The following is a 23546-nucleotide window of genomic DNA, read 5'->3' as shown; positions in this document are numbered from 1 at the left end:
TGGCTCGATCAGCGCTGACCGGACAGTGCGAATTCCAGCACGCTCAACGGGAGACCGCCGAGATCCAGTGCACGACTGTGGAATTCCTTGAGCGGAACCCCTGTTGCGGTGACCTGCCCCCGTAGCCGTTGCCAGATCCGCTGTCCCACCGCATACGACGGGGCCTGACCGGGCCAGCCGAGGTAGCGGTCCAGCTCGAAACGCAGGTTGTCCTCGGCCATCGCACTGTGGGTGGTCAGGAAGTCCCAAGCCCGTGCGGCGTCCCAGGTGCCGCCGTCGGGCGCGCGCAGGCCGCAATGCACGCCGATGTCGATCACCACCCGGGCAGCCCGGAAACGTTGGGCATCCAGCATTCCCATGCGTGCACCGGGGTCATCGAGCCAGCCCAGCTCGGCCATCAACCGCTCCGCATACAGCGCCCAGCCTTCGCCGTGCCCGGACACCCAGCAGGCCAGGCGGCGCCACCGGTTGAGCTGATCGGCCAGCACCACGGCGCGGCCGATCTGCAGGTGATGACCCGGCACCCCCTCGTGGAACACCGTGGTGGTCTCCTGCCAGGTGTGGAACTCTTCCACCGCGGGCGGCACCGACCACCACATCCGGCCGGGGCGCGACAGGTCCTCAGAGGGTCCGGTGTAGTAGATGCCGCCGTTCTGGGTGGGTGCGATGCGGCACTCGAGATTGCGCAGCGGGTCGGCGATGTCGAAGTGGGTGTCTGCCAGGGCATCCACGGCCCGGTCCGACAGGTCCTGCATCCAGCGTTGGAGTGCGTCGGTGCCTCGGATGAGGTATCGCGGGTCGGCGTCCAGCCGCTTCAGCGCTCCGGCCACCGATTCGCCGGGGTAGAGCTGTTCGGCGATCGACTCCTGTTCGGCGACAATGCTTCGCAGCTGTTGCAGGCCCCAGGAATAGGTTTCGTCGAGGTCGATCTCGGCGCCCAGGAAGGAGCGGGAGTGCAACCGGTAGGCATCACGCCCGCAGGCGTCGGTGTCGCCGGCCCGGGGGGCGATCTCGATCCGCAGTGCCTCGGCCAGCCGTCCGTAGGCAACTGCGGCGGCTTCGGCATGCCGTTCGAGGTCGGAGTTCAGCAGTGGACTCTGTGCCGGCCCACCGGCCACCATCGCCACAAGAAGTCCCTGGGTGCGGTGCGCCTGGGTGATGCCCCGCTGCACCTGCCGGACCGCCGGGGATGCCTTGCGCAGGGATGCCAGGTAGCCGTCCACCCGCTCCGGGATCAGCGTCAACCGGCGGTCGATCACCGCCCAGTCGGAATCGGATTCGGTGGCCATCAGGTCGAAGACGTCACGCATGGTCTGCAGGGGAGAGGCGATGACGTTGAGCTCGCCGACGTCGAGTCCGGCGTCGTTCAGGTCGACGGCAACGCGAAGGCGTTCGCGCATGGCGGCAATAGTCACCCGGTCGGTGTCGTCCACCGGGTCGACGCCGGCCAGTTCGGACAGTGCGGCCCGCGCGGCGTCGGCGCGGGCGGCGACGCCGTCCGGCGAGTAGTCGGTGAGCTCGTCGTCGTGCCCGAGGACACCGAGTTCGGTTGCAGCACAGGGGTCGAGGGCGGCGTAGGTGTCGAGGTAGCGCTCGGCGATCTCGTCGACAGCTGTTGTGCCCCTAGCCAAGGTTGCCCGCTGCGAAGGTGTCGCACGAGTTGGGGTCGCCGGTGCGGTAACCCTCGGTGAACCACTTCTGCCGCTGCGCCGCCGAACCGTGAGTCCACGCTTCGGGGTTCACCCGACCGGTGGCGGCTTCCTGGATGCGGTCGTCGCCGACCGACGCCGCTGCTGACAGCGCGTCGTTGATGTCCTTGTCGGTCAACGGTTGCAGGAAGGTGACATCGGTGCCGGGTTGTTTGGTGATGGCGGCGAAATGCGCCCACACCCCGGCGTAGCAGTCGGCCTGCAGTTCGGTGCGCACGCCGTTGCCGGTGGCGCCCTGCGCGCCCTGCTGCGCACGGCCAAGATCGCCAGTCAGGTTCTGAACGTGGTGTCCGTACTCGTGGGCCACCACATACTCCTGCGCCAAAGGTCCACCGCTGGACCCGAATTGGTCTCTGAGAACGTCGAAGAAGTCGGTGTCGAAGTAGGCGGTCTGGTCGGCCGGGCAGTAGAACGGGCCGACATCGCTGGTGGCCGGGCCGCAGGCGGTCTGCACCGAGCCGGTGAACAGCCGCATCTGTGGGCGGGTGTAGCCGGGCATCAACTGGGCCCACACCGCGTCCACCGAGTTGCCGGTCGCGATCACCCGGCAGTCCACGTTGGTGTTGGCGTCCACCCCGGTGCGGCAACCGCTGATGTCGACCCCGGGAGCCTCGACGCCCTGGGTGTCCAGTGGCTGCTGGCTGAGGATGTTGCCGGGGTCGACGCCGAGGAAGACTGCCAACACCACGATCAGCAGACCGCCGACACCACCGCCGATGGCCATCCCGCGGCCGGGGCCTCGGCCCCCGCTGGACGACGTGGTGCTGGTGTCTATCTGCATTCCCTCGTTGAAAGTCATCGGGGAACCCTCCTGGCAGAAACGGTCACAACGTGCGTATATAGCTTTGCACACTACGATTCTGGCGTGACCCACCTCGTCGGACTCGATCCTGTGGCGCAGACGTCCGAGGGGGTGCTGCGCGGCACCACCGAGGGCGGGGTAGCGGTCTGGCGGGGAGTGCCGTACGCCCAGCAACCCGTGGGTGACCGTCGTTTTCTGGCCCCCGCACCCCTTCGGCCGTGGACAGGTGTGCGCGACGTCGTCGAACACGGACCACTGCCCCCGCAGGGCCGCACCTTCGTCGGCCGCGGCCGCGACGATCCCAAGATCCGGGATGAGGCCTGCCTCACGGTGACCATCTGGTCACCCGACACGTCTGCTTCGCTGCCGGTGATGGTGTGGATCCCGGGCGGGGCGTTTGTCTACGGGGCCGGGCAACTGCAGCTGTACAACGGATCCCGGCTGGCTGCCAACGGTGTCGTCGTGGTCAACGTCACCTATCGGATCGGGGTGTTCGGCGGATTCGAATTGGGCTCACTCGGTGCGGGATTCGACGACAACCTGTGCCTGCGTGATCAGCTGGCGGCGCTGCGCTGGGTTCGGGAGAACATCGCTGCCTTCGGCGGTGACCCCGATCGGGTGACGGTGTTCGGCGAGTCCGCGGGGGCGACATCCGTGCTGGCCCTGCTGGCCTGCCCGGAGGCCGCCGGCCTCTTCGCCCGCGCCATCGCGCAGAGCCCGGCTCTGCCGTTGATCGCCGACCGCGACAGCAGAGCCGAGCAGGCCGAACGGTTCCTGCAGGAGGTGGGCGCAACGCCGGCAGAGCTCAAGGAGCTGCCGCAGCGTCGGCTGCGTCGGGCCGCCGGGGTGCTGCAACTTCGCAGCGCGTCGAACTCGCCGACGCTGGCCTATGGGTTGACGCACGGTACGGAGCTGCTGCCGCGGCACCCGATCGAAGCGGCTCGCGTCGGCGCGGTCAACCGGATGCCGTTGATCATCGGTACCAATTCGCACGAGGCGTCGATGTTCGCCTGGACCAAACCGCCGATGCTGCCGACCACACCCGAGACCGTCGACGCGTTCTTCACCCGCACCGCACCGGAGGTTCGGGACCAGGTGCTCTCGGGATATCCCGAGTTCCCGCGCAGACGAGCGTTGATCTCGATCGGTTCCGACGTGATGTTCGGTGCTCCTGTCTGGGCGTTCACCGACGCCTACAGCGCGCACGCACCCACCTACGTCTACCGCTTCGAGCACACCACCTGGACGTTGCGGGCCCTGGGGCTGGGTGCCACCCACGGCAGCGAGATCGTGCACATCCAGCACAGCTACGGGTCGTATCTGGGCCGCAAACTGCACCCGCTGGGTCGCCGGGTCCAGCCCGCAGTGGGTCGTCGTATGCAACGCACGTGGCTGAACTTCGCCACCCACGGCTGGGCGCCGGATCAGGTGTGGGATCCCGAGTGGCCGCGCTACGACGCCGGTGCCAGGAAGACCCGCGTCATCCAGACAGCCCGCGACGTCACCGTCGCCGACCCGGACCGGCAGCGCCGCGTTGCTTGGTCAGGCCTGCACTGACTTGATTGCGTCGGTGTAGCGGCGCAGGTTGTGCAGGAAGCGCTGGAACAGCCACCCCATGACCGGCCGGCCGAGGAACATGCCGATGCCCGCGGCAAGGCCGTTGGGCTTCATCGCCATGACCCAGGTCAGGTGGCAGCCGGTGGGCGTCTCCCGCACGCGGTAGTCCTCGGCGAATGCGGCGATGCTGCCGGTGGTAGCTGTGTTGAACCGAAAGGCCATGTGCGTGAACGGTTCCCAGGCCAGGAATTCCTCGTCGCCGACGATGAAACCGCGCATGTGCACAGTGCGGGTGGTGCCCACGCCGAACGGCTTGGGGCTGGTCCACTGGACCTTGGTGATGACGCCGGCCCACTGCGGCCAGGATTCGGCGTCGGAGAGAACGTCGAACAACTGCTCGGGGGAGATGGCCAGGTCTACGGTGCTGACGAAGCGGTAGGGCGCGGTGTTGATGAACTCCAGGTCCACGCGATCACAGTCGTGACGTTTGGGCATTGGGTTACCTCCCGGGTAGACAGCTCACGATAACTGTCTACTGCGCAGACGCGGGTGGCTAGGGGGGCGACCTCTAGACTGTTGACCGGCTTTCGACCTTTGAGGAGTATTTGTGCTGCGCAGTCATACCGCCGGTTCGTTGCGGGCCTCCGACGCAGGCCAGACGGTGACGTTGGCCGGGTGGGTGGCGCGGCGCCGCGACCACGGCGGCGTCATCTTCATCGACCTGCGCGACTCGTCCGGGGTGTCGCAGGTGGTGTTCCGAGATGCCGCGGTTCTCGAAGCCGCGCATCGGCTGCGCGCCGAGTTCTGCGTGTTGGTGGAAGGCGTGGTCGAGGTGCGGCCCGAGGGCAACGCCAATACCGAGATCGCCACCGGCGAGATCGAGGTCAACGCCACCACGCTGACCGTGCTGAGCGAGAGCGCACCGCTACCCTTCCAGCTCGACGAGACCGCCGGCGAAGAGGCGCGGCTGAAGTACCGATACCTCGACCTGCGCCGGGAGGGGCCGGGTAACGCGCTGCGTCTGCGCTCGAAGGTCAACGCCGCAGCCCGCTCGGTGCTGTCCGATCACGATTTTGTGGAGATCGAGACGCCGACGCTCACCCGGTCCACCCCGGAGGGTGCCCGCGACTTCCTGGTTCCGGCGCGGCTGCAGCCGGGCTCGTTCTACGCCCTGCCGCAGAGCCCGCAGCTGTTCAAGCAGCTGTTGATGGTGGCGGGCATGGAGCGTTACTACCAAATCGCGCGGTGTTACCGCGACGAGGATTTCCGCGCCGACCGGCAGCCGGAGTTCACCCAGCTGGACATGGAGATGAGCTTCGTCGACGCCGACGACGTGATTGCGGTGTCGGAGCAGATCCTCAAGGCGCTGTGGTCGCTGGTCGGCTACGACCTGCCTTTGCCGCTGCCGCGGATCAGCTATGCCGAAGCCATGAGTCGGTTCGGCTCCGACAAGCCGGACCTGCGCTTCGGTGTCGAACTCGTCGAGTGCACCGACTACTTCGCCGACACCCCGTTCCGGGTGTTCCAGGCGCCCTACGTCGGCGCTGTCGTCATGCCGGGCGGGGCGTCGCAGCCGCGTCGCACCCTCGACGGTTGGCAGGAATTCGCCAAGCAACGCGGGCACAAAGGCTTGGCCTATGTGCTGGTTGGTGAGGACGGCACTCTCGGCGGACCCGTCGCCAAGAACCTGTCCGAGGCCGAACGTGACGGTCTGGCCGCGCACGTAGGTGCCGCACCGGGCGACTGTGTGTTCTTCGCGGCCGGTGCGGCCAAGAGTGCCCGCGCGCTGCTGGGGGCCACCCGCATCGAGATCGCCAAGCGCCTGGACCTGATCGACCCGGACGTCTGGGCCTTCACCTGGGTGGTGGACTGGCCGATGTTCGAGTCGGCCGACGACGCCACCGCCTCCGGCGATGTCGCGGTGGGGTCCGGTGCCTGGACAGCCATGCACCACGCCTTCACCTCACCTACTCCCGAGTCCGAGGCCACTTTCGACACCGACCCGGGTGCGGCGCTGTCCAACGCCTACGACATCGTGTGCAACGGCAACGAGATCGGCGGGGGATCGATCCGCATCCACCGGCGCGACGTCCAGGAGCGGGTGTTCGCGATGATGGGCATCGATCACGACGAGGCGCAGGAGAAGTTCGGATTCCTGTTGGACGCCTTTACCTACGGCGCGCCGCCGCATGGCGGGATCGCCTTCGGCTGGGACCGCATCGTGGCCCTGCTGGCCGGGGTTGATTCGATCCGCGAAGTGATCGCCTTCCCCAAGTCCGGCGGCGGCGTCGACCCGCTGACCGACGCTCCGGCGCCCATCACGCCGCAGCAGCGTAAGGAATCCGGCATCGACGCCAAGCCGAAAACCGCTGGGCGAGTGGCGGACTAGGCGCACACACCGGCAGTGACCGACCGCCCGGCCGAGGGCGACTTAATGCGGACGTAACGACGTCGTCCCGGATCGGCAGTAAAACACGCGCACTCTTAGGTCAGTATCAAGAATCTGATTCAGCATACTGAACGCTAGGAGTGGGTGCGCATGCTCAGCGCCGAACGCAACAAAATTCTGACCGAGGTGTCGGCCGGCAAGCCGATGGGCGAGCTCATGCGTCGGTATTGGATCCCGGCCGTGCTGGCCGAGGAGTTGTTGCCCAATGGTCGCCCCATTCGGCTCCGCCTGCTGGGCGAAGACCTGGTGGCCTTCCGTGACAGCGAGGGCAAGGTGGGCATCCTCGAGGCGTTGTGCCCGCACCGCAAGGCCCCGCTGTACTACGGCCGCAATGAAGATGGCGGACTGACCTGCATCTACCACGGCTGGAAGTTCAACACCGAAGGCGTCTGCATGCAGATGCCCAACGTTCCGATGGAGACCCAGTTCACCGACCGGGTGCACATCCGGTGGTATCCCACCCGCGAACTCAATGGCATCGTGTGGACCTTCATGGGTGCACCGGAGCTGATGCCGGAGGACTTGCCTCCGCTGGATTTCGTCGCTATTCCCGAAAGCCACCGGCTCATCACCAAACAGCGCATCGACGCCAACTGGGCGCAGGTCCTCGAAGGTGATTTCGACCCGTCGCACATCTCCTTCCTGCACGGGTCGGTGACCGCCTACCGCGAGTTCATCTCCCGTGACCCCGACGCGACGCCCGAGGATGCACCAGAACCCGAAGACGGCATCCTCACCTCGAAACTCGAACGGCTGTACTGGCATCGGGAACCGTGGCCGAAGCTGACCGTCATGTCCACCCCGTACGGCATGTTCTCCGGAGCGCGCCGCGACGCCGGCCCGTCCACGCACTACTACCGTTTCAACCAGTTCATCCTGCCGTTCTACGCAGGCCCGCCCGGGGACTGCGAACTGCCCGCACAGTGCAACATCTGGGTCCCGATGGACGACGGCACCACCATCGTCTGGCGGGTCTCCTACTACGTCGACCGCCCGCTGGACGACGATGAGCGTGCAGAGCTGCTCGACGGGCACGGCGCGCACGTCCCGGTGGGTGGGTACCGGGAACCCGACGGCAGCCCGGAGTCACGCTGGGTGCCGAAGTTGGGGCGCGACAACGAATATGGGCTCGACCACGACAATCCCTACGACTACTTCGCCGGCATCGTGGGCGTCTGGGCGCAGGACCGCGCGTGTACCGAGGGAATGGGCCCGATCCTCGACCGCTCCACCGAACGCCTGGTGTCCTCCGACGCAGCGGTGGCGATGGTCCGGCGGGTGCTGCTCAACAGTGCGATTGCACTTGCCGAAACCGGGGCGGAGCCACCTGCGCAGGACACCTTCCCCCCGGTGACGGCCATCCCCAACACTGTGCTTCCGCGCACCGCATCGTGGGAGGAGATCAGCTCCGAGCTCTACCGCAAGCAGACGCGTCAACCCTCTGAGGCACCGGCATGACCTCTGCGACAAAAGATCTGGTGGTGCGATTCACCCCTGCCGAGCACCAGGTGTTGTCCCGGACGGGAGCGGGCACCGCGCTGGGCGATGCGCTGCGCCACTACTGGGTGCCGGCGCTGCTCAGCGAGGAGGTGGCCGACTCGCCGTCGGCGCCGGTGCGGGTGCGCCTGCTCGGCGAAGACCTGATCGCGTTCCGAGGCGCCGACGGCACAGTCGGTCTGCTGGCCGAGCACTGCATCCACCGCGGTGCATCGCTGTGGACGGGACGGGTGGATCACACCGGCATCCAATGTGTTTACCACGGTTGGACTTTTGATACGTCAGGCAACTGCGTACAGAACCCGACCTGCCCAGCGCTGGTGTCCGACGAGCGGGTCAGGCAACCGTCGTATCCCACCGCCGAGGTGGGCGGACTGGTGTTCGCCTACCTCGGTGTGGGCACGCCCCCGTCCCTGCCTGATCTGGGCTGGGCGCAGGTGCCCGACAGCGCCCGGTTCGTCAGCAAGCGTCTGCACTCCTGCCACTGGCTGCAGGCGCTGGAGGCCGATATCGACTCCGCCCATGTGGCCTATCTGCACCGCGAAGACCTGCTTGCCGCCGGAACGCCGCACACCCGGGCGATGATCGAACACACCGATCCGGACTTCTGCGTCGAACGCTGCGAGGCGGGGTTGTCCATCGCCGCCATCCGGCATCTGCCCACCGGCAACGACTATGTGCGGATCAACCACTGGCTGGCCCCCTTCTACACCGTGGTGCCCGCCGACAATCCCGAAGGTCTGCTGGGCATCCACGCCTGGGTGCCCATCGACGACGAATCGTGCTGGGTGTACGGCTTCACCTGGACTGTGCGGGGGGACCTGACCGCCGAGCAACGCGAGCGCTTCCGCCGCGGTGTCGCGGGCATCTACGCCGAACTGCTGCCGGGGCAGTACCTGGCTCGTCGTAATCCGGCCAACAACTACGAATTCGACAGGCACGCCCAGCAGTGCGGCACGCACTGGTCCGGTGTGGCGGGCAATCAGGAACAGGACGACATCATCACCGCGTCGATGGGTCCGGCCTACGACCGCAGTCGCGAGCGGCTGGTACCCACCGACGCCGCGGTGATCGCCACCCGACGCACACTGCTGGCCATGGCGCACGATGTCGAGCGCGGCGTCGGTGCCGGAAGCTGGCCCGGCGCAACCGGACTGGGCTACGACCTGCCGTCGGTGTTCATCGAGGTCGGCGGCGGCCAGGACTGGCACGAGGCGGCCACCGCGGCGATGCGCGTCAAGCAGGCCGCTGCTGTGCCAGCCGGGGAGCGGAAATGACATCCGGACAGCTGGACAGCGCATTGGTGGACCAGGCGGCCGCGCACCTGGCGGTGCCACTGCTGTTGACCGTGGAGCCGGTGCGAGGCCGCGACGGGGTGTGGCGCTTCCGCGCCGCCTACCCGGAGTTCCCCGGCTGCGAAACCACCTCCGAGCTGCTCACCGCCGCGCTCGACAGGCTCGAAACGGTGCGGGTGGAACTGACGTTGGCACTGCTCGACGCCGGTGAGCAGCCCCCGTCCCCGCGTCCCTCCGTGCCCTCGTTTGTGCCCTGGCAGCGCGCGGAGGTCGCCCGAACCCTGGCCCACCACAACGACTTCGGAGCAAGTTTGTGACACAACCCATCCAGCCGTGGTACGCCGCGGCCATCCAGATGCCCACCGAGATCCTGTGGCCGCACCCGGTAGCCGACGTGCCGTCCGTCATCGCCGCCAACATCGCCACCGCGACTGCGGCCGTGCGGGAGGCCGTGGCCTCCGACCCGCGGCCGGCACTGATCCTGCTGCCCGAATATGCCTTCAGCGGCCAACCCAACGGCGGCACCGTCGCGCAGTGGCTCGAGAAGGGCTGCGCCCCGGTGCCGGGATCGATCACCGCGCATTTCGCCGAGCTGGCACGCGAACTCGGCGTCTACATCGGCGGAAACCAGTTCGAGAGCGACCCGGAGTGGCCGGACCGGTTCTTCAACACCAGCTGGCTCATCGATCCCGACGGTGAGGTGGTGCTGCGCTACCGGCGCGTGCACACCGCCATGTGGTGCTCTCCGCACGATGTCTGGGACGACTACCTGGCCCGCTACGGCGGTCTCGACCAGGTGTGGCCGGTGGTCGACACTCCGCTGGGACGCATCGCCATGGTGCCGTGCGGCGAGATCGCGGTACCCGAGGCCGTGCGCACCGTGGCCTTGCGCGGCGCCGAGATACTGCTTCACCCCACCTGGGAAACTCGTACGCCCGGCCAGGATGCGGCCAAGATCGTCGCGGCGTCCGGCAACGGGTTGTACGTCGTCTCGGCCAATGTCTCCGGATCCCTGCACGGCGGGCAGGTCGACAACCGACCCAGCACCGATGAGGTGGGCAGCGGCTCGCAGATCATCGCACCCACCGGTGTCGCCCTGGCCGCCGAGGACGCGCACCGCCCGGCGATCCTGAAGGCCGAGATCGACGTGGAGTCCGTGCGGGCGCTGAGGGCTGACCTGTCGATGGCCAACCCGTTGCTGCGGCTGCGGATGGAAACCATCGCCGCGACCTACCAGGGCAGCCTCTACCCGCCGAACGCGTTCCTGGACCTGCCGCTGCGGGAATACAGCCAGATCCAGGCACCCGCCGCAGTGGCCCGCACCCGTCTGGAGGCCACCGCGGCCAGTGGAGGTGCGCGATGAGGGACGGCGGCGTCGCGGTCGACGGTTTCAGCGCCTGGTACTCGACGTCGGCGGGCGGGCGTCGGCACGTGATCGACAACCTGTGCCTGGATACGGCACCAGGGGAGTTCGTGGCCCTGATCGGGCCCTCCGGATGTGGGAAGTCGACGCTGCTGCGGGCGCTGGCCGGCCTGCATCCCCAGGGCCACGACACCGGTGAGTTGCGGATCGGCAGTCGCACGGTGGAGCAGGCGCGCCGAGCCCGGGAGATCGCTTTCATGTTCCAGCGACCGGCGCTGCTGCCCTGGCGCTCGCTACTGGACAACGTGCGGGTGCCCCTGCAGATCGACAAGACCCGCACCCCGCTGTTCAGCCCGGAAGACATGCTCGAGCTGGTGGGGCTGGGCGAGTATGCCGACGCGCTGCCGCGGGAATGCTCCGGCGGCATGCAGCAGCGTGCGGCCATCGCGCGGTCGCTGATCCTGGCGCCGTCGCTGCTGCTGATGGACGAGCCCTTCGGCGCGCTCGACGAGATCACCCGCGAGCGGCTGAACCAGGTGCTGCTGGAGATCTGGCGGCGCAACGCCTGCACCGTGCTGTTCGTCACGCACTCCCTGGAGGAGGCGGTCTATCTGGCCGACCGCGTGGTGGTGATGGACGATCGGCCCACCAGGGTCAGGGGCGCCATCCCGGTCACTCTGCCGCGGGACCGTGGCCCCGAGATCCGGCGCACGGGCGAGTTCCTGGCGCTGGAGAACCGGGTGCGTGACCTGCTGTACCACCATCACGACACCTCGGCGCGTCTCGGCGAGGTGGCGTCATGACCACCACACCTGTGGAGGCCACCGGCTCGAGGGTGTCGCTGAGCCCTGCGTCGCCACCGGCGGCCGGACCCCTGACACGTCTGGTGCGCGGTAAGTGGGTGCTGCCGACGGTGGTGTTGGTGATCGTGATCGGGCTGTGGGAACTGGCCTGCCGGGTCTTCGAGATCCCCCGGTTCGTCGTGCCGTCGCCGTCGTTGATCTGGAGTAGTTTCGCAGCGCGGCCAGGCGATTTCGCCTATCACACCGCGGTGACCGGATACGAGGCGCTGGCCGGATTGCTGGGCGCCCTGGTGATCGGGGTGGGGCTGGCCCTGATGCTGGCGCAGTGGCGGTTGCTGGACCGGATCATGACGCCGTACCTGGTGCTGCTGCAAGTGACCCCGACCATCGCGATCGCACCGATGCTGACCGTGTGGTTCGGCTACGACGCGCTGCCCAAGATGGTGACGGCGTTTCTCACGTCGTTCTTCCCGATTGTCATCATGACGACCGTCGGACTGCGGTCATCGGACCGCGATGTGCTCGACCTGTTGCGAGTCATCAACGCGCCCAGGGGATTCGTCTTCTGGCGGGTGAAGGTCTGGTTTGCTCTGCCGCAGCTGCTCGGTGCGCTGAAGATCGCGGTGCCCGCCGCGGTCATCGGCGCCATCATCGGTGAATTCATCTCCTCGACAAAGGGTTTGGGGTACGTCCTGATGACGGCACAGGCCTCGCTGAACACCGGCACCCTGTTCGTCGCCATCATCTGTTCCTCGCTGCTGGGCATCGCGGCGTTCGCGGTGGCGGCCGCTGCTGAGCACATCCTGCTGCGCTGGCACGAATCACAGCTGGATCTGCAATGACCACGATGCAGGTGTACGGACCAGCTCTCGGTGCCGACGTCGTCGGCGAGGCGCGCGCCGCCGAGGCAGCGGGCTTCAGCGGCGTGCGGGTGCTCGACCACCTTTTCTGCGCCATCAACGACGGGCCCGTCAACACCTTCGATCACCCGCTGGTGGCCCTCGGTGCCGCCGCCGCGGTGACACACCGGATTGTGCTCACTCAGACCATGCTCGACGTCACCCGTCGCCATCCCACCGAGGTGGCCCAGGCCATTGCCACGCTGGACCGGCTCAGCGGTGGTCGCGCCGAACTGGGTTTGGGGGCGGGCTGGTACGTCCCAGAACACCAGGCCGTCGGCATCGATCTCGGCACCCCGGGCACGCGGGTGGCCCGCCTGCTGGAGAGCCTGGCAATCTGCCGGCAGATGTTCACCGATCACGGGCGGGTGCACGTCGACGGTGAGTTCTACCGCGCGCACGTCGACGTCGCATGGCAACCGACGGTACGCACCATCCCCATCGTCGTCGGTGCGTCGCGGCCGCGGCTGATAGCCGCGGCCGGTACCTACGCCGACCGACTGGAGATCCTGTCACCAGACGACGCCGATGAGGCACTGGTGCTCGATGCCGACCGGCTGCACAACTACATCGACAGCGCACGCGGGTCGGCATCGGCGGCGGGACACCCGATCTGCTTCGGGGCCCGCGTCACGCTGCGACTGGGCGGCACCAGCCGGCACCGTTCGCGCCCGCTGGAACTCGCGGGCACCCCCGACGACGTGGTCGACGGCGTGGCTCGACTGGCCGAGCTCGGCTTCTCCCGGCTGACCGTGCTGGCGCTGGACCAACCGTCGGCGGCCTGGGTGCGGGCAGGTATCGACATCCTCAAGGCCGTCCCGGTCCGCGACGAGATCGTCACCGCCTGAACCGTCGAGATCCCTCGTCATTTCATACCGAAGAAAGAGGTGCTTCCGTGCCCACAGTCCTGGTGGTGAATCCGAACTCCACCGAGGCCATGACCGATCAGATCGCCGACGCGGTGCGCGATCTGTGGCGTCCCGCGGGGTTCGACGTGGAGGTCGTGACCTCCGGTGCGGGCCCGGCGGCCATTCAGTCCGACGCCGACGGGGCCGCGGCGGTGGATCCGATGCTCGCCTTGGTGACCGCCCGGGAAGCGGACGCCTATGTGGTGGCCTGCTTCTCCGACCCCGGGATAGACCTGATGCGCCAGCGGCTGGGCCGGCCGGTGTTCGGTATCGCGGAATCGGCAATGCTGGTGGCCCTGGGCCGGGGTCGGCGGGTGGGCATCGTGTCCAGCGTGGCCGCATCGGTTCCACGCCACCAGAGATATTGGGAGCGCTTGGGTCTGGCGTCCAGGGTGGTTGCCGACATCGCGGTCGGTCACGGTGTGCTGGAGTTGCACACCGCGCAGGCTGCGGCCGACGTGCGGGCGGTGGCTCACCGCCTGGTCGACGAGTGCGACGCCGACGTGGTGATCCTCGGATGCGCGGGCCTGACCCACATGCGCGCCGGGCTGGAAGCCGAACTGGGTGTGCCCGTTGTTGATCCCTGCCGCGCCGCTGTCGGTGCGGCGCTGGCCGCTCTGCAGGACGCGGTGCTGGCCGAAGGGGTGATCAGATGACCGGCGAACTGCCCACGGCCGGGCTGACCGCAGTTGCGGTCACCCCGTTGACCGACGGCGGTGAGGTCGATGCCGAGTCTGTCGGCACACTCATGGAGTTCTATGTCGGCGCCGGGGTCGCCGGGGTGGCCCTGCTCGGGGTCATGGGGGAGGCGAACCGGCTGACCGCCGCGGAATCCCGCCAGGTGCTCGCGGCCGCCGCCGAGGCACTCGACGGCCGGGTGCCGTTTCTGGTCGGCGCTTCGGATTCGTCGTTGGAGCGGCTCACCGAGACCGCGCGCGTCGCCGCCGGCCTGGGTGCGGCGGGGGTACTGGTGCAACCGCTGACAGGTCTGCGCGGCGACGATGCTCTGGTTGCCTACTTCGGCGCGGTGACCAGGGCGCTGGGGCCCGACATCCCGGTGTGCTACCAGGATTTCCCGCAGTCCAGTGACGTGCCGCTGACCCTGGCGGCCTGGCGCCGGATCGTGACCGACTGCCCGTCGGTGCTCATGCTCAAGCACGAGGACGTTCCGGGTCTGGGCAAGCTCAGCGCCATTCGCGCGGCCGAAGCCGACGGGCTGCGCCGGGTGACCATCCTGGCGGGCAACAACGGCATCGCGCTGCCCCAGGAACTCGACCGTGGCGCCGACGGCGCGATGACCGGATTCGCCTACCCTGACGTGCTGGCCGAGGTGTGCCGCCGGCACGGCCAGGGGCAGCGTGACGCCGCCGAGGATCTCTTCGACAGCTACCTACCGCTGAATCGGCACGAACTGCGTGGCGGAATCGGTGTGCGCAAGGAGATTCTGCGTCGCCGCGGTGCCATCACCACCGCCGTCAGCCGTCACCCCGCCGTACCGCTGAGCGCCATGGATCATCGGGAGCTGGACCGGCTGATGGCCCGCGCCCCCCAGCCGGCCGGAGTGCGGCCATGACTCATTTCGACATCCTGATCCGCGGCGGCACGGTGGTGGACCGCAGCGGCACCACGGTGGCCGACGTGGGTGTCTCCGACGGCAAGGTCACCGCGGTGGCCGCCAGGCTGGACGGTCCGGCGACCAGGGTCGTCGACGCCGAGGGGCTGCTGGTGCTGCCCGGCGGCGTCGATGTCCACACCCATCTGGACCAGATGTCGGCCAAGGGTTTTCGCACCGCGGACGACTTCCACACCGGCACCCGGTCGGCAGCACACGGCGGTACCACGACGGTGATGGCGTTTTCGGTGCAGGCCCGAGGTGAAGCGGTGGCCACCGCAGTGCGCCGTGGCTTGGTCTCGGCGGAGCGGGCGGCGACCAGCGTCGGGGTGCATCTGATCGTGACCGATTTCAGCGGAGAGGATGCCACCGCCGGGCTGCGGCTGGCGGTTGCCGAGGGAATCGTCTCGCTCAAGGTGTTCCTGACCTACGACCGGCTGCGGCTGGCCGACAAGGAGTTGGTCACGACGCTGGCCTGCGCACGGGATCTGGGTATGACGGTGATGGTGCACGCCGAGCATCACGGCATGATCGGCTACGCAACCAACCAGGCGGTGTCGTCGGGCCGGGTGCGGCCCGACGCGCATCTGCTGGCCCACAGCCGCAACGCCGAGGCCGCCGGAGTCAGCGAGGTGGCGCATCTGGCCGAATATCTGGATATGCCGGTGTATCTGGTGCACCTGTCGTCTGCCCGCGCCCTGGACGTGGTGAGCGAGGCGCGGTCGCGCGGAGTGCGGCTGATCACCGAAACCTGCCCGCACTACTTGTTTCTCGAAGAGGACCGGCTGCACGGGCCGCTGGAACTCGCCGTGCAGTCGATGTGCAGCCCGCCGCTGCGCGACGGCGCCGACCGTGAGGCGCTGTGGCAGGCGCTCACCTCGGGGGCCATCGACGTGGTGGCCTCTGACCACGCGCCGTATCGACTCGACGACGGCAAACTGCCCAGCGGTGATGCCACGGTGTTCACCGAATGTGCCAATGGCATTGCCGGAGTGGAACTCCGGATGCCCCTGATGGTGTCCGAGGCGTTGACCACCGGTCGGCTCACGCTGCCGCAGGTGGTGGATCTGTGCTGCACCCGGCCGGCCGAGGTGATGGGTGTGGCGGCTACCAAGGGCGGTGTGTTCGTCGGTGGAGATGCCGATCTGGTGCTGTGGGATCCACAACGAGAATGGGAGGTCTGCGTGGACGATCTGCACGACAACATGGACCATTCGGCGTACGCCGGCGCGAAGCTCACCGGTCGGGCGGTCATGGTGATGGCCGATGGTGACATGGTGGTGGACCAGCTGTCCGGCGCGGTGTCGGAAACGGCGCTGCAGCCTGGCAGCGGGCGTTTCCTGCACCGATCGCCGGCCGACGGCCACCGAGCCGTAGCGGTGCCGGCCATCCCGAGTGTGCGCGCGTGAGCGGGCGACGCCACCTGGTGGCGGCCGCCACCAGCGGCCTGGGTTTCGCGGTGGCCCGTGCTCTGGTCGAGCAGGGTGATGACGTGGCGATCTGCGGCCGGGATGAGGGGCGGCTGGCAGATGCTGTGCACCGCCTGTCGACGGGGCCGGGCTCGGCGGTCGGGATGCGTCATGATCTCACCGATCCGGCCGCTGTGTCGGCGTGGGTGACAGAGGCGGTGACCGCGCTGGGCGGCCTGATCGATGGGGTCTTCGTCAACACCGGCGGTCCGGCACCTGCACCGTTCATCCAGACCACTGACGACGACTGGACGCGGGGGTTCGAGCAGGTGGTCCTGCCCGCGGTGCGGCTGGCCCGCGCGGCGCACCCCCATCTGGCACCTGGCGCGGGCGTGGTGTTCTCCACGTCGAGCGTGGTGCGCGAGCCGTCCCTGTCACCCGATCTCGTGGTGTCGGCGGCGCTGCGGTCCGCGGTCGCCACGTTGGCCAAGTCGCTGTCGCGGGAGTGGGCGCCGCATGTCCGGGTCAACCATCTGGTCCCGGGCCGCATCGCCACCGAACGGGTGCACTCGCTCGACGAGAAGCGGGCCGCGGCCGCGGGTGTGCCCGCCCAGGAGATCGCCGACCGGTCGCAGTCGCGGATCCCGCTGGGGCGCTACGGTGAACCCGCGGAGTTCGCCGCAGCGGCGAGGTGGTTGCTTTCGTCCGAAGCGTCGTACATCAGTGGTGCCACGCTGACCGCCGACGGCGGCCTCGTGGCCGGCGTCCAGTGAACCGGTGAGGAGAACGTGTGAAGTCGGAAGCGCCTCGGGCCCCCGCCGTGGTGAAGGCCGTCGCCGTGTTGACCCGGTTGTCCGAGTCTGCCGGCCGCGGGCCGGTGAAACTGGCGACGCTCGCCGAGGATCTGGGTGCGGCCAAGTCGTCCCTGCTGACCGTGCTCAACGCCCTCGTCGACGGCGGTCTGATCCAGCGCACGGAGGTCGGTTACACGCTGGGGCCCTCGCTGGTAGGTCTGTCGAGTGCGTATCTGGCGGGCATCAACGAGATCGACGCGTTCTACGCCGCCTGCCGCAGGCATGCCGCGGACCTGGTCGACACCATTCATCTGGCCACCTTCAGCGCGGATCTGGAGATCAGCTATCTCGCGCGTCTGGATGGGGTCACCATGCCGGTGGTCTCACCGATCGGCCGCAGCCTTCCTGCCACCTGTTCGGCCACGGGCAAGGCGCTGTTGTCGCGCCTGAGCGAAGACGAGTTGGAGCGTCGGCTGGGCAGTATCGACGTACTGCCCAGCCTGACACCGCAGTCCATCACCGACCCCGACGAGCTGCGCAGCGAACTGAAGCTCACCTACGAGCGGGGGTACGGCATCGACGACGGCGAAACCACCACCGGCCTGCTGTGCACGGGCATGCCGGTTCCGGATCGCCGCAGCAGCCGGTGGGCCGTGGGCATCACGATGATCAAAACGGCCGATCCCGAACTGGGCATCGAGCGCGCGGTGCGGACGTTGACCGCGGTCACCGCCGACATCGCACATCACTTGGGCCAGTAGGGGATCCGCCGACACCGGCGGTTATTTACAGCCCCTTTACCTGGACGTCTCGCTGGTTGCATCTCGACCTTGCATGCTTGTGCAGCAAGCGGAATGGCATTCAGCATAATGAACGAGTGAGATCGCCCTTCCGCGTCGTATCCAGCCGAATCACGTGCCTCGTACCGAAAGGGCCCGAATGTCTTTCTCCACGTTCACTCCCCGCACCGCGGCCGCGGCCGCTGCCGCGCTGCTGGTGGCCGTATCCACCGCCGCGTGTGGTGCCGACGACTCGACGTCGTCCGCCGGCGACGGAACCACCACGATCCGCTGGATCTTCGACTATTTCCCCACCTCGGGTGACGCGCCCATCCTGGCGGCCCAGAAGAACGGCTACTTCGACGAAGCCGGTCTGAGCGTCGAGATCACCCCCGGCGGTGACGTCAATCAGATCCAGGCGGTGGCAACGGGACAGCAGGACATCACGGTCGGCCCCGCCACCACGCTGCTGCAGAGCGTCGAACAAGAGCTTCCGGTCACCGCTCTGGGGGTGGTACAGCCCAACAGCCCCATCGGCCTGGTCTGCAACCCGCAGTCCGGCGCGGTGAGCGGCGACCCGGCGTCGCTGGAGGGGCTGACGATCGCCAACGATCCCGCCGACACCGACGGCGATTCGGTGTGGGTACGGTTCCGTGACAGCAACAACCTGTCCGGCAAGATCACCGAGTTGTCCGGATCCACCGCCGAGGACCTGCTGTTCTCCGGTCAGGTGGACTGCCTGCCCGCCTACCTGACGTATGTACCTGCGTTGGTGGAGCAGGAATTCGGTGCTCCTGCAGCGGTGTTCGAGTTGTCGGCCGAGGCGGGCGTGATGGGTCAGACGATCGTGGTCAACAACAAATACCTGAGCGCCAACCCCGAGGCCGTGCGTGGCTTCGTCGACGCCTATGCCAAGGGCATGCAATGGACGCTGGAGAACCCCGACGAGGCAACGGCTCTGATCACCGAGACCTATCCCGACCTCGATGCGCCGTCCGTCGCCGAAGAGTTGCCCGCGTTGACCGCCTTCTGGCACACCCCGCTGCAGGATGCCGAGGGCCTGTTGGTGGTCGACGATGCGTCCTGGCAGCAGACCGCGGACGCGCTGATGGGCGTGGGTGCCCTGCAGGCAATGCCTGACCTGGCGTCGTTCTGGAACACCGACTTCCTGCCGGATCCGGCGATCAAGCCGGCGCCTTGACCATGTGAGAGGAACTGTCGTGCAATGGTTTCCGGTCATCGACATCTCTGCACTGACAATGGAGGCGGGGCATCGGCCCACGGTGGAGGCGATAGCGCAGGCGTGCACCCGGCATGGTTTCTTCGTGGTGTCGGGCCACGGTGTCCCCGAGACGGTCACCGCTTGGCTCGAGCGTGTCACGCGGGCCTTCTTTCACCTCGATGTGCCGGTGAAAAGCCGATTCGCCGGTGACACTGCGGTGGGGCGGCTCGGCTACCGGGGCCTTGGCCAGACCAACACCGCCGCCAGCCTGGGCCGCCGGACTCCGGCCGACCTGGTCGAGACATTCGGCGTCATGAACGTCTCGGAGAGCACTCGCTATGCGACGCACAATCTCTGGCCGTCGGAACCGGCAGATTTCCGTGCTGCCTGGACGCAGTACTGGATGGCCATGGAGTCCGTGCAGAACCGGCTGCTGCGGGCGTTCGAGGCAGCGCTCGGGTTACCACCGGGGTGGTTCGCCGACAAGTTCGACGACGCCGGCTCGAGCTTGAAGGCCAACTTCTACCCGGCGCAGACCGCGGCGCCGTTACCGAGCCAACAACGCCGGGGTGCTCACACCGACTTCGGTTTCATGACGCTGCTGTACCAGGACGACGCACCGGGTGGGTTGCAGGTCGAGGTCGCCACCGGGCAGTGGGCCGACGTACCGCACGTGCCAGGAACACTCGTGGTCAATGTGGCAGATCTGTTGTCGCGCTGGACCAACGGTGTCTGGAAGTCGTCGATGCATCGTGTCGCCAACCCCGCACCGGGGCAGCGGCAGCAGGAACGGATCAGTGTGCCGTTCTTCGTCAACCCCAATGACGACGCGATCATCGACACCATCCCCGGCTGCGGGGACGCAGGCGCCCAGCCGCCGGTGAAGGCCGGCGAATGGGTGGCCGCCAAGTTCGCGTCCTCGACTACGTGAGATGGACCTCGACGGGGTTCACGATTACCAGCGCGCGACGATGCGACACCAACTGCACGACACCGACGCTTCTGTCCGGCTGATCGCCGGGGGCACCGCCCTGTTCGGCGCACCGCTGCCCGGCTCGACCCGACTGGTCAGCCTCAGATCGATGAGCTGGCCGGCGCTGGAAAGCCACGATGGCGAATTGGTGATCGCGGCAACGTGTTCCATCAGAGAGCTCGCACGGGGGTGCGTGGACGGGGGAGTGTCCTTCCGGCACCTGGTGCACAGGTGTGTCGACGCATTGGCTGCTGCGCCGGGCGTGCACTCACGGGCGACCGTGGGCGGCAACATCTGTGGCGCCTCGCCGGCGGCGGCGATGGTGGCCTTCGGCGCGGCCACCGATGCCACGGCGCTGATCTGGCAGCCCGATGGTGGGCAACGACGTGTGTCGGTGATCGACCTGGTGGTTGCTCCAGGGGTGACGACACTGCAGCCGGGCGAGGTGCTGCGGTCGGTGAGGGTGAGCGCCGAGGCGTTACGCGCCACGTACGAGGTGCGCCGGGTGTCGCTGACGCCCGATGCACGCACCGCCGCACTGGTGATCGCCACCCGGTGGACCGACCCGCCCGGTCGGTGCACCGTGTCGGTCACGGGTGCGGTGGCAACCCCGCAGGTCGTCCAGCTGGAGCCGTCGGCCGCACCGGCGATGGCGGCCGCTGAGGTGGCCGCCTGGCCCGACGAGGTGTGGTTGCACGACACGGACGGTTCCGCGCCGTGGCGACGCGCGGTGACATGTGCGTTCGTCCGTGACGCCGTAGCACGACTGCAGGACGGCGATGGCTGACGTCACCTTGCGGGTCAACAACATCGAACGCACCGACCACGCCCGTCCCGGGGACACGCTGCTCACCGGCTTGCGTCGGCTCGGTCACCTCGAGGTGCGCGGTGGCTGTCGCACCGGTGATTGCGGCACGTGTGCCGTGCTGCTCGATGGTGTGGAAGCACCGTCGTGTCTGGTGCCGATGGCGGAATGCGGTGGCATCGAGGTGACAACCGCCGCCGACACCGAGCACGTCGGTATCGATGCCGCGCGTAGGGCTGTCCTCGCGCATCGGGGCTTCCAGTGTGGTTTTTGCACACCGGGTTTTGTCGTCGCCCTCGGTGCGGCAGATGCTTCGCTACAGAGTCCGGGAGGGCTGCGAGGACACCTTTGCCGGTGCACCGGATATCACGGCCTGCTGCGCGCCAACGACGAACTGGCCGGTGTCTGCCCGTCCGGCGACGCCGATTGGGCCAGCGACCCCGCCGCGGCCCAGGTGGTGCGAGGCGTGCAACCGTTCACCATGGACACCGCCGTCGCCGATGCCGGGGTTGTGGAGTTCGTCCAGAGCCCGCACGCAGCAGCCATGGTTCGTGCCGTGGATTGTGCTGCAGCTCTTGCACTTCCAGGAGTCAGGACGGTTCTCACGCCGTTCAACACCCCGACCCTGCACTTCTCCAGTGCGCGTAACACCGACCGTGAGATCAATCCCGACGATCAACGGGTACTGGACACCGCCGTCCGCCATGTCGGACAGCGGGTCGCGGTGGTGGTGGCCGACGACGGTCCCACCGCACGGCGCGCCGCGGCGCTGGTGGAGGTGGACTACCTCGTGGTGCCCGCCGTGCTGACCGTTGCCGCCGCGACGGAACCCGGTGCTCCGCTGGTGCACGGCGACAAGGCGGGTATCCCGGCGGCCGATCTGCGCATCGACGGCATGGAGAGGAACATCGCCGTCGAGGCGGGCGTGACACACGGCGATCCCGTGCAGGGGCGTCGGGACTCCGACGTCGTGGTCACCGGCGCCTGGCGCACATCGCGGATGCAGCATGTGCATCTCGAGCCGCACTGTGCGGTCGCCTGGTTCGAGTCCGACGGCTCGATCAGCATCCGCTCGACCACGCAGGTGCCGCACCTGACGCGCAACGAGCTCTGCCGGATCTTCGACCTCGACCCTGCGCGGGTGCGGGTGCAAGCCGGCCGGCTCGGCGGCGGCTTCGGCGCCAAACAGGAACTGATCGTCGAAGACGTACTCCTGGCCGCGTTGCTGGCCACCGGTCGTCCCGTGTCCGTGGAACTTTCGCGCGAGCAGCAGTTCACCCTGGCGCCCAGCCGGCACGCTTCGGAGGTCACGGTGGCTCTCGGTGCGAGGGCGGACGGCACGTTGACGTTCATGGAGCTGGACTACGTGCTCGATGCCGGAGCCTATGGAAACCATTCGCGCCCGGTGCTGCGCCATGGGCTGGCGTCGGGTTTCGGGCCCTACCGCTGTCCCGACCGGCGGATGACCGGCCGGGCGGTGTACACCAACCAGGTACCAGGCGGCGCGTTCCGCGGCTACGGCCTGGGCCAGGTGGTGCATGCAGTGGAACGTGCGATCGACGAGCTGGCTGTCGAGCTCGACCTGGACCCGGTGGCGGTGCGGCGCCGGAACATGCTGCGTGCCGGCGAATCACCGCTGGGTCTGGCAGTGGGCCCGCCGCTGGAATCCGGTAACCACGGGCTGCCGGATTGCCTGGAGCGCGCCGCCGCCGAACTGGTTGCCACTCGTGCCCGCGACGCCACCCGTGATCTGTGTGCCGAACACCCGTTGCTGGGAGGTGCGCCCGCGGACTGGGCCGTCGGCGAAGGGGTGGCCATCGCGATGACCGCGACTCTGCCGGCGCGGGGCCACCGCGCCGAGGTGCGGCTGACTCGCTGCGGCGAGCGGTTCGTCCTGCGCGCCGGCAGTGTGGAGATGGGCAGTGGGGTCACCGCACTGCTGCAGCGCCTGGCCGCCGGGGAACTGGGGGTGTCCGCTCACAGTGTCGACGTACAGATCGGCGATACCGCTGCGGTAGGCCAGGATTCGGGAACGTTCGGCTCCACCAGTGTCATGGTGGCCGGGCGTGCTGTGTCGCGCGCGTGCGCGGCCATGCGGGCGGCGCAGGCCGCAGGCACGGCGTCCCCGCATGAGGTCGTGGGTCAGGCCTGGGAGCTGCCGGCATCCACCGTGGGAAACGCGCAGGCGTTCCGGGTGGCGGTTCATCAGATCACCGGTGTGGTGGTCATCCTCGACTCCGTACACGTGGTCGACGCCGGAAATGTTGTCGACGAGGGCCAGGCCCGCGGTCAGGTCGAGGGAGCGGTGGCCCAAGGCATCGGGGCAGCGCTGTCGGAGGTGATGGTGATCCAGGGTGGCCGGGTGGTGAATGCGACACTGCGTGCCTACCGGGTTCCGCAGGCCGGCCGGTTCCCGGCGGTGCGGGTGTTCTTCGCCGATACCTACGACCCGAACGGGCCACAGGGAGCGAAGTCCCTGGCTGAGGCGGTGATCAATCCGGTGGCGCCGGCACTGGCCAATGCGATCCGAGATGCTGTCGGTGACTGTCCACGTGATCTTCCGATCACTCCGGATCGACTGTGGCACCAGTTGTCACAGACACGCTGAGCAAAAGAGATGACAGCTGGCCGGTTTCATGATCAGCTGACCGTCTCTGCACCGAACTGGAG

General features: G+C 68.1%; 21 protein-coding genes. 18 read left to right on the top strand and 3 right to left on the bottom strand.

Going from position 1 to position 23546, the window contains the following annotated elements; all coding sequences use genetic code 11:
* Positions 1-8: 8 nt before the first annotated feature.
* Positions 9-1631: a DUF885 domain-containing protein gene (locus BVC93_RS29030; protein ID WP_083740419.1), complete on the bottom strand. Its 1623-nt coding sequence runs from the start codon at positions 1629-1631 to the stop codon at positions 9-11.
* Positions 1624-2508: a KPN_02809 family neutral zinc metallopeptidase gene (ypfJ, locus tag BVC93_RS34275; RefSeq protein ID WP_236950173.1), complete on the bottom strand. Its 885-nt coding sequence runs from the start codon at positions 2506-2508 to the stop codon at positions 1624-1626. The genes BVC93_RS29030 and ypfJ overlap by 8 nt, the downstream gene beginning before the upstream one ends.
* 66 nt (positions 2509-2574) lie before the next feature.
* On the opposite strand from ypfJ, the gene BVC93_RS29020 reads away from it, so the two are divergent.
* On the top strand, positions 2575-4068 hold the full coding sequence (locus BVC93_RS29020; RefSeq protein WP_236950172.1) for a carboxylesterase/lipase family protein: 1494 nt from the start codon (positions 2575-2577) through the stop codon (positions 4066-4068).
* Here the strand turns inward: BVC93_RS29020 and BVC93_RS29015 are convergent.
* Positions 4054-4563, bottom strand: a complete 510-nt coding sequence (locus BVC93_RS29015; RefSeq protein WP_083740417.1) for an SRPBCC family protein — start codon at positions 4561-4563, stop codon at positions 4054-4056. The two genes, BVC93_RS29020 and BVC93_RS29015, sit on opposite strands and share 15 nt — an antisense overlap.
* Before the next feature lie 112 nt (positions 4564-4675).
* Between BVC93_RS29015 and aspS the strand changes: the two genes are divergently transcribed.
* From aspS to BVC93_RS28930, 17 genes are all read left to right on the top strand, one after another.
* Positions 4676-6457: an aspartate--tRNA ligase gene (aspS, locus tag BVC93_RS29010; protein WP_083740416.1), complete on the top strand. Its 1782-nt coding sequence runs from the start codon at positions 4676-4678 to the stop codon at positions 6455-6457.
* A gap of 150 nt (positions 6458-6607) precedes the next feature.
* Positions 6608-7975 carry a Rieske 2Fe-2S domain-containing protein gene (locus BVC93_RS29005; protein ID WP_083740415.1) on the top strand — a complete coding sequence of 456 codons (1368 nt, stop codon included), beginning with the start codon at positions 6608-6610 and terminating at the stop codon, positions 7973-7975.
* A complete protein-coding gene (locus BVC93_RS29000) occupies positions 7972-9291 on the top strand; it encodes a Rieske 2Fe-2S domain-containing protein (RefSeq protein WP_083740414.1) in 1320 nt (439 codons plus the stop codon). Before BVC93_RS29005 ends, BVC93_RS29000 begins: the two co-directional genes overlap by 4 nt.
* The gene (locus BVC93_RS28995; RefSeq protein ID WP_083740413.1) at positions 9288-9626 is read left to right on the top strand and encodes a hypothetical protein; all 339 of its coding nucleotides are present in this window, start codon (positions 9288-9290) and stop codon (positions 9624-9626) included. The genes BVC93_RS29000 and BVC93_RS28995 overlap by 4 nt, the downstream gene beginning before the upstream one ends.
* Positions 9623-10672, top strand: coding sequence for a nitrilase-related carbon-nitrogen hydrolase (locus tag BVC93_RS28990; RefSeq protein WP_083740412.1), 1050 nt, complete (start codon positions 9623-9625; stop codon positions 10670-10672). Before BVC93_RS28995 ends, BVC93_RS28990 begins: the two co-directional genes overlap by 4 nt.
* Positions 10669-11475, top strand: a complete 807-nt coding sequence (locus BVC93_RS28985; RefSeq protein WP_083740411.1) for an ABC transporter ATP-binding protein — start codon at positions 10669-10671, stop codon at positions 11473-11475. Before BVC93_RS28990 ends, BVC93_RS28985 begins: the two co-directional genes overlap by 4 nt.
* Positions 11472-12317 (top strand): ABC transporter permease, encoded by an 846-nt coding sequence (locus tag BVC93_RS28980; protein WP_083740410.1) that lies wholly within the window; start codon positions 11472-11474, stop codon positions 12315-12317. The genes BVC93_RS28985 and BVC93_RS28980 overlap by 4 nt, the downstream gene beginning before the upstream one ends.
* Positions 12314-13222, top strand: a complete 909-nt coding sequence (locus BVC93_RS28975; RefSeq protein ID WP_083740409.1) for an LLM class flavin-dependent oxidoreductase — start codon at positions 12314-12316, stop codon at positions 13220-13222. The genes BVC93_RS28980 and BVC93_RS28975 overlap by 4 nt, the downstream gene beginning before the upstream one ends.
* A 47-nt stretch (positions 13223-13269) precedes the next feature.
* Positions 13270-13938 (top strand): aspartate/glutamate racemase family protein, encoded by a 669-nt coding sequence (locus BVC93_RS28970; protein WP_083740408.1) that lies wholly within the window; start codon positions 13270-13272, stop codon positions 13936-13938.
* Positions 13935-14855, top strand: a complete 921-nt coding sequence (locus BVC93_RS28965) for a dihydrodipicolinate synthase family protein (RefSeq protein ID WP_083740407.1) — start codon at positions 13935-13937, stop codon at positions 14853-14855. The genes BVC93_RS28970 and BVC93_RS28965 overlap by 4 nt, the downstream gene beginning before the upstream one ends.
* Positions 14852-16303 carry a dihydropyrimidinase gene (gene hydA, locus BVC93_RS28960; RefSeq protein WP_083740406.1) on the top strand — a complete coding sequence of 484 codons (1452 nt, stop codon included), beginning with the start codon at positions 14852-14854 and terminating at the stop codon, positions 16301-16303. Before BVC93_RS28965 ends, hydA begins: the two co-directional genes overlap by 4 nt.
* Positions 16300-17076: an SDR family oxidoreductase gene (locus BVC93_RS28955; RefSeq protein WP_192860130.1), complete on the top strand. Its 777-nt coding sequence runs from the start codon at positions 16300-16302 to the stop codon at positions 17074-17076. Before hydA ends, BVC93_RS28955 begins: the two co-directional genes overlap by 4 nt.
* Before the next feature lie 17 nt (positions 17077-17093).
* Positions 17094-17858, top strand: coding sequence for an IclR family transcriptional regulator (locus BVC93_RS28950; RefSeq protein WP_157517132.1), 765 nt, complete (start codon positions 17094-17096; stop codon positions 17856-17858).
* A gap of 178 nt (positions 17859-18036) precedes the next feature.
* Positions 18037-19077: an ABC transporter substrate-binding protein gene (locus tag BVC93_RS28945; RefSeq protein ID WP_083740403.1), complete on the top strand. Its 1041-nt coding sequence runs from the start codon at positions 18037-18039 to the stop codon at positions 19075-19077.
* A 19-nt stretch (positions 19078-19096) separates the two neighbouring features.
* Positions 19097-20029 carry an isopenicillin N synthase family dioxygenase gene (locus BVC93_RS28940; RefSeq protein ID WP_083740402.1) on the top strand — a complete coding sequence of 311 codons (933 nt, stop codon included), beginning with the start codon at positions 19097-19099 and terminating at the stop codon, positions 20027-20029.
* Between the two features lies 1 nt (position 20030).
* Positions 20031-20858 carry an FAD binding domain-containing protein gene (locus BVC93_RS28935; RefSeq protein ID WP_083740401.1) on the top strand — a complete coding sequence of 276 codons (828 nt, stop codon included), beginning with the start codon at positions 20031-20033 and terminating at the stop codon, positions 20856-20858.
* Entirely contained in the window at positions 20851-23484 is a 2634-nt protein-coding gene (locus BVC93_RS28930) for a molybdopterin-dependent oxidoreductase (RefSeq protein WP_083740400.1), read from the top strand. Before BVC93_RS28935 ends, BVC93_RS28930 begins: the two co-directional genes overlap by 8 nt.
* Positions 23485-23546: the final 62 nt, after the last annotated feature.

The sequence above is a fragment of the Mycobacterium sp. MS1601 genome, assembly GCF_001984215.1.
Taxonomy (GTDB): domain Bacteria; phylum Actinomycetota; class Actinomycetes; order Mycobacteriales; family Mycobacteriaceae; genus Mycobacterium.
This window is presented reverse-complemented; position numbering and strand designations above follow the sequence as displayed.

Coding starts and splice junctions, on each gene's coding strand:
- ypfJ (WP_236950173.1), bottom strand. CDS start 2,508: ATGACTTTCAACGAGGGAATGCAGATAGACACCAGCACCACGTCGTCC.
- BVC93_RS29015 (WP_083740417.1), bottom strand. CDS start 4,563: ATGCCCAAACGTCACGACTGTGATCGCGTGGACCTGGAGTTCATCAAC.
- BVC93_RS29005 (WP_083740415.1), top strand. CDS start 6,608: ATGCTCAGCGCCGAACGCAACAAAATTCTGACCGAGGTGTCGGCCGGC.
- BVC93_RS29000 (WP_083740414.1), top strand. CDS start 7,972: ATGACCTCTGCGACAAAAGATCTGGTGGTGCGATTCACCCCTGCCGAG.
- BVC93_RS28995 (WP_083740413.1), top strand. CDS start 9,288: ATGACATCCGGACAGCTGGACAGCGCATTGGTGGACCAGGCGGCCGCG.
- BVC93_RS28985 (WP_083740411.1), top strand. CDS start 10,669: ATGAGGGACGGCGGCGTCGCGGTCGACGGTTTCAGCGCCTGGTACTCG.
- BVC93_RS28980 (WP_083740410.1), top strand. CDS start 11,472: ATGACCACCACACCTGTGGAGGCCACCGGCTCGAGGGTGTCGCTGAGC.
- BVC93_RS28975 (WP_083740409.1), top strand. CDS start 12,314: ATGACCACGATGCAGGTGTACGGACCAGCTCTCGGTGCCGACGTCGTC.
- BVC93_RS28965 (WP_083740407.1), top strand. CDS start 13,935: ATGACCGGCGAACTGCCCACGGCCGGGCTGACCGCAGTTGCGGTCACC.
- hydA (WP_083740406.1), top strand. CDS start 14,852: ATGACTCATTTCGACATCCTGATCCGCGGCGGCACGGTGGTGGACCGC.
- BVC93_RS28945 (WP_083740403.1), top strand. CDS start 18,037: ATGTCTTTCTCCACGTTCACTCCCCGCACCGCGGCCGCGGCCGCTGCC.
- BVC93_RS28935 (WP_083740401.1), top strand. CDS start 20,031: ATGGACCTCGACGGGGTTCACGATTACCAGCGCGCGACGATGCGACAC.
- BVC93_RS28930 (WP_083740400.1), top strand. CDS start 20,851: ATGGCTGACGTCACCTTGCGGGTCAACAACATCGAACGCACCGACCAC.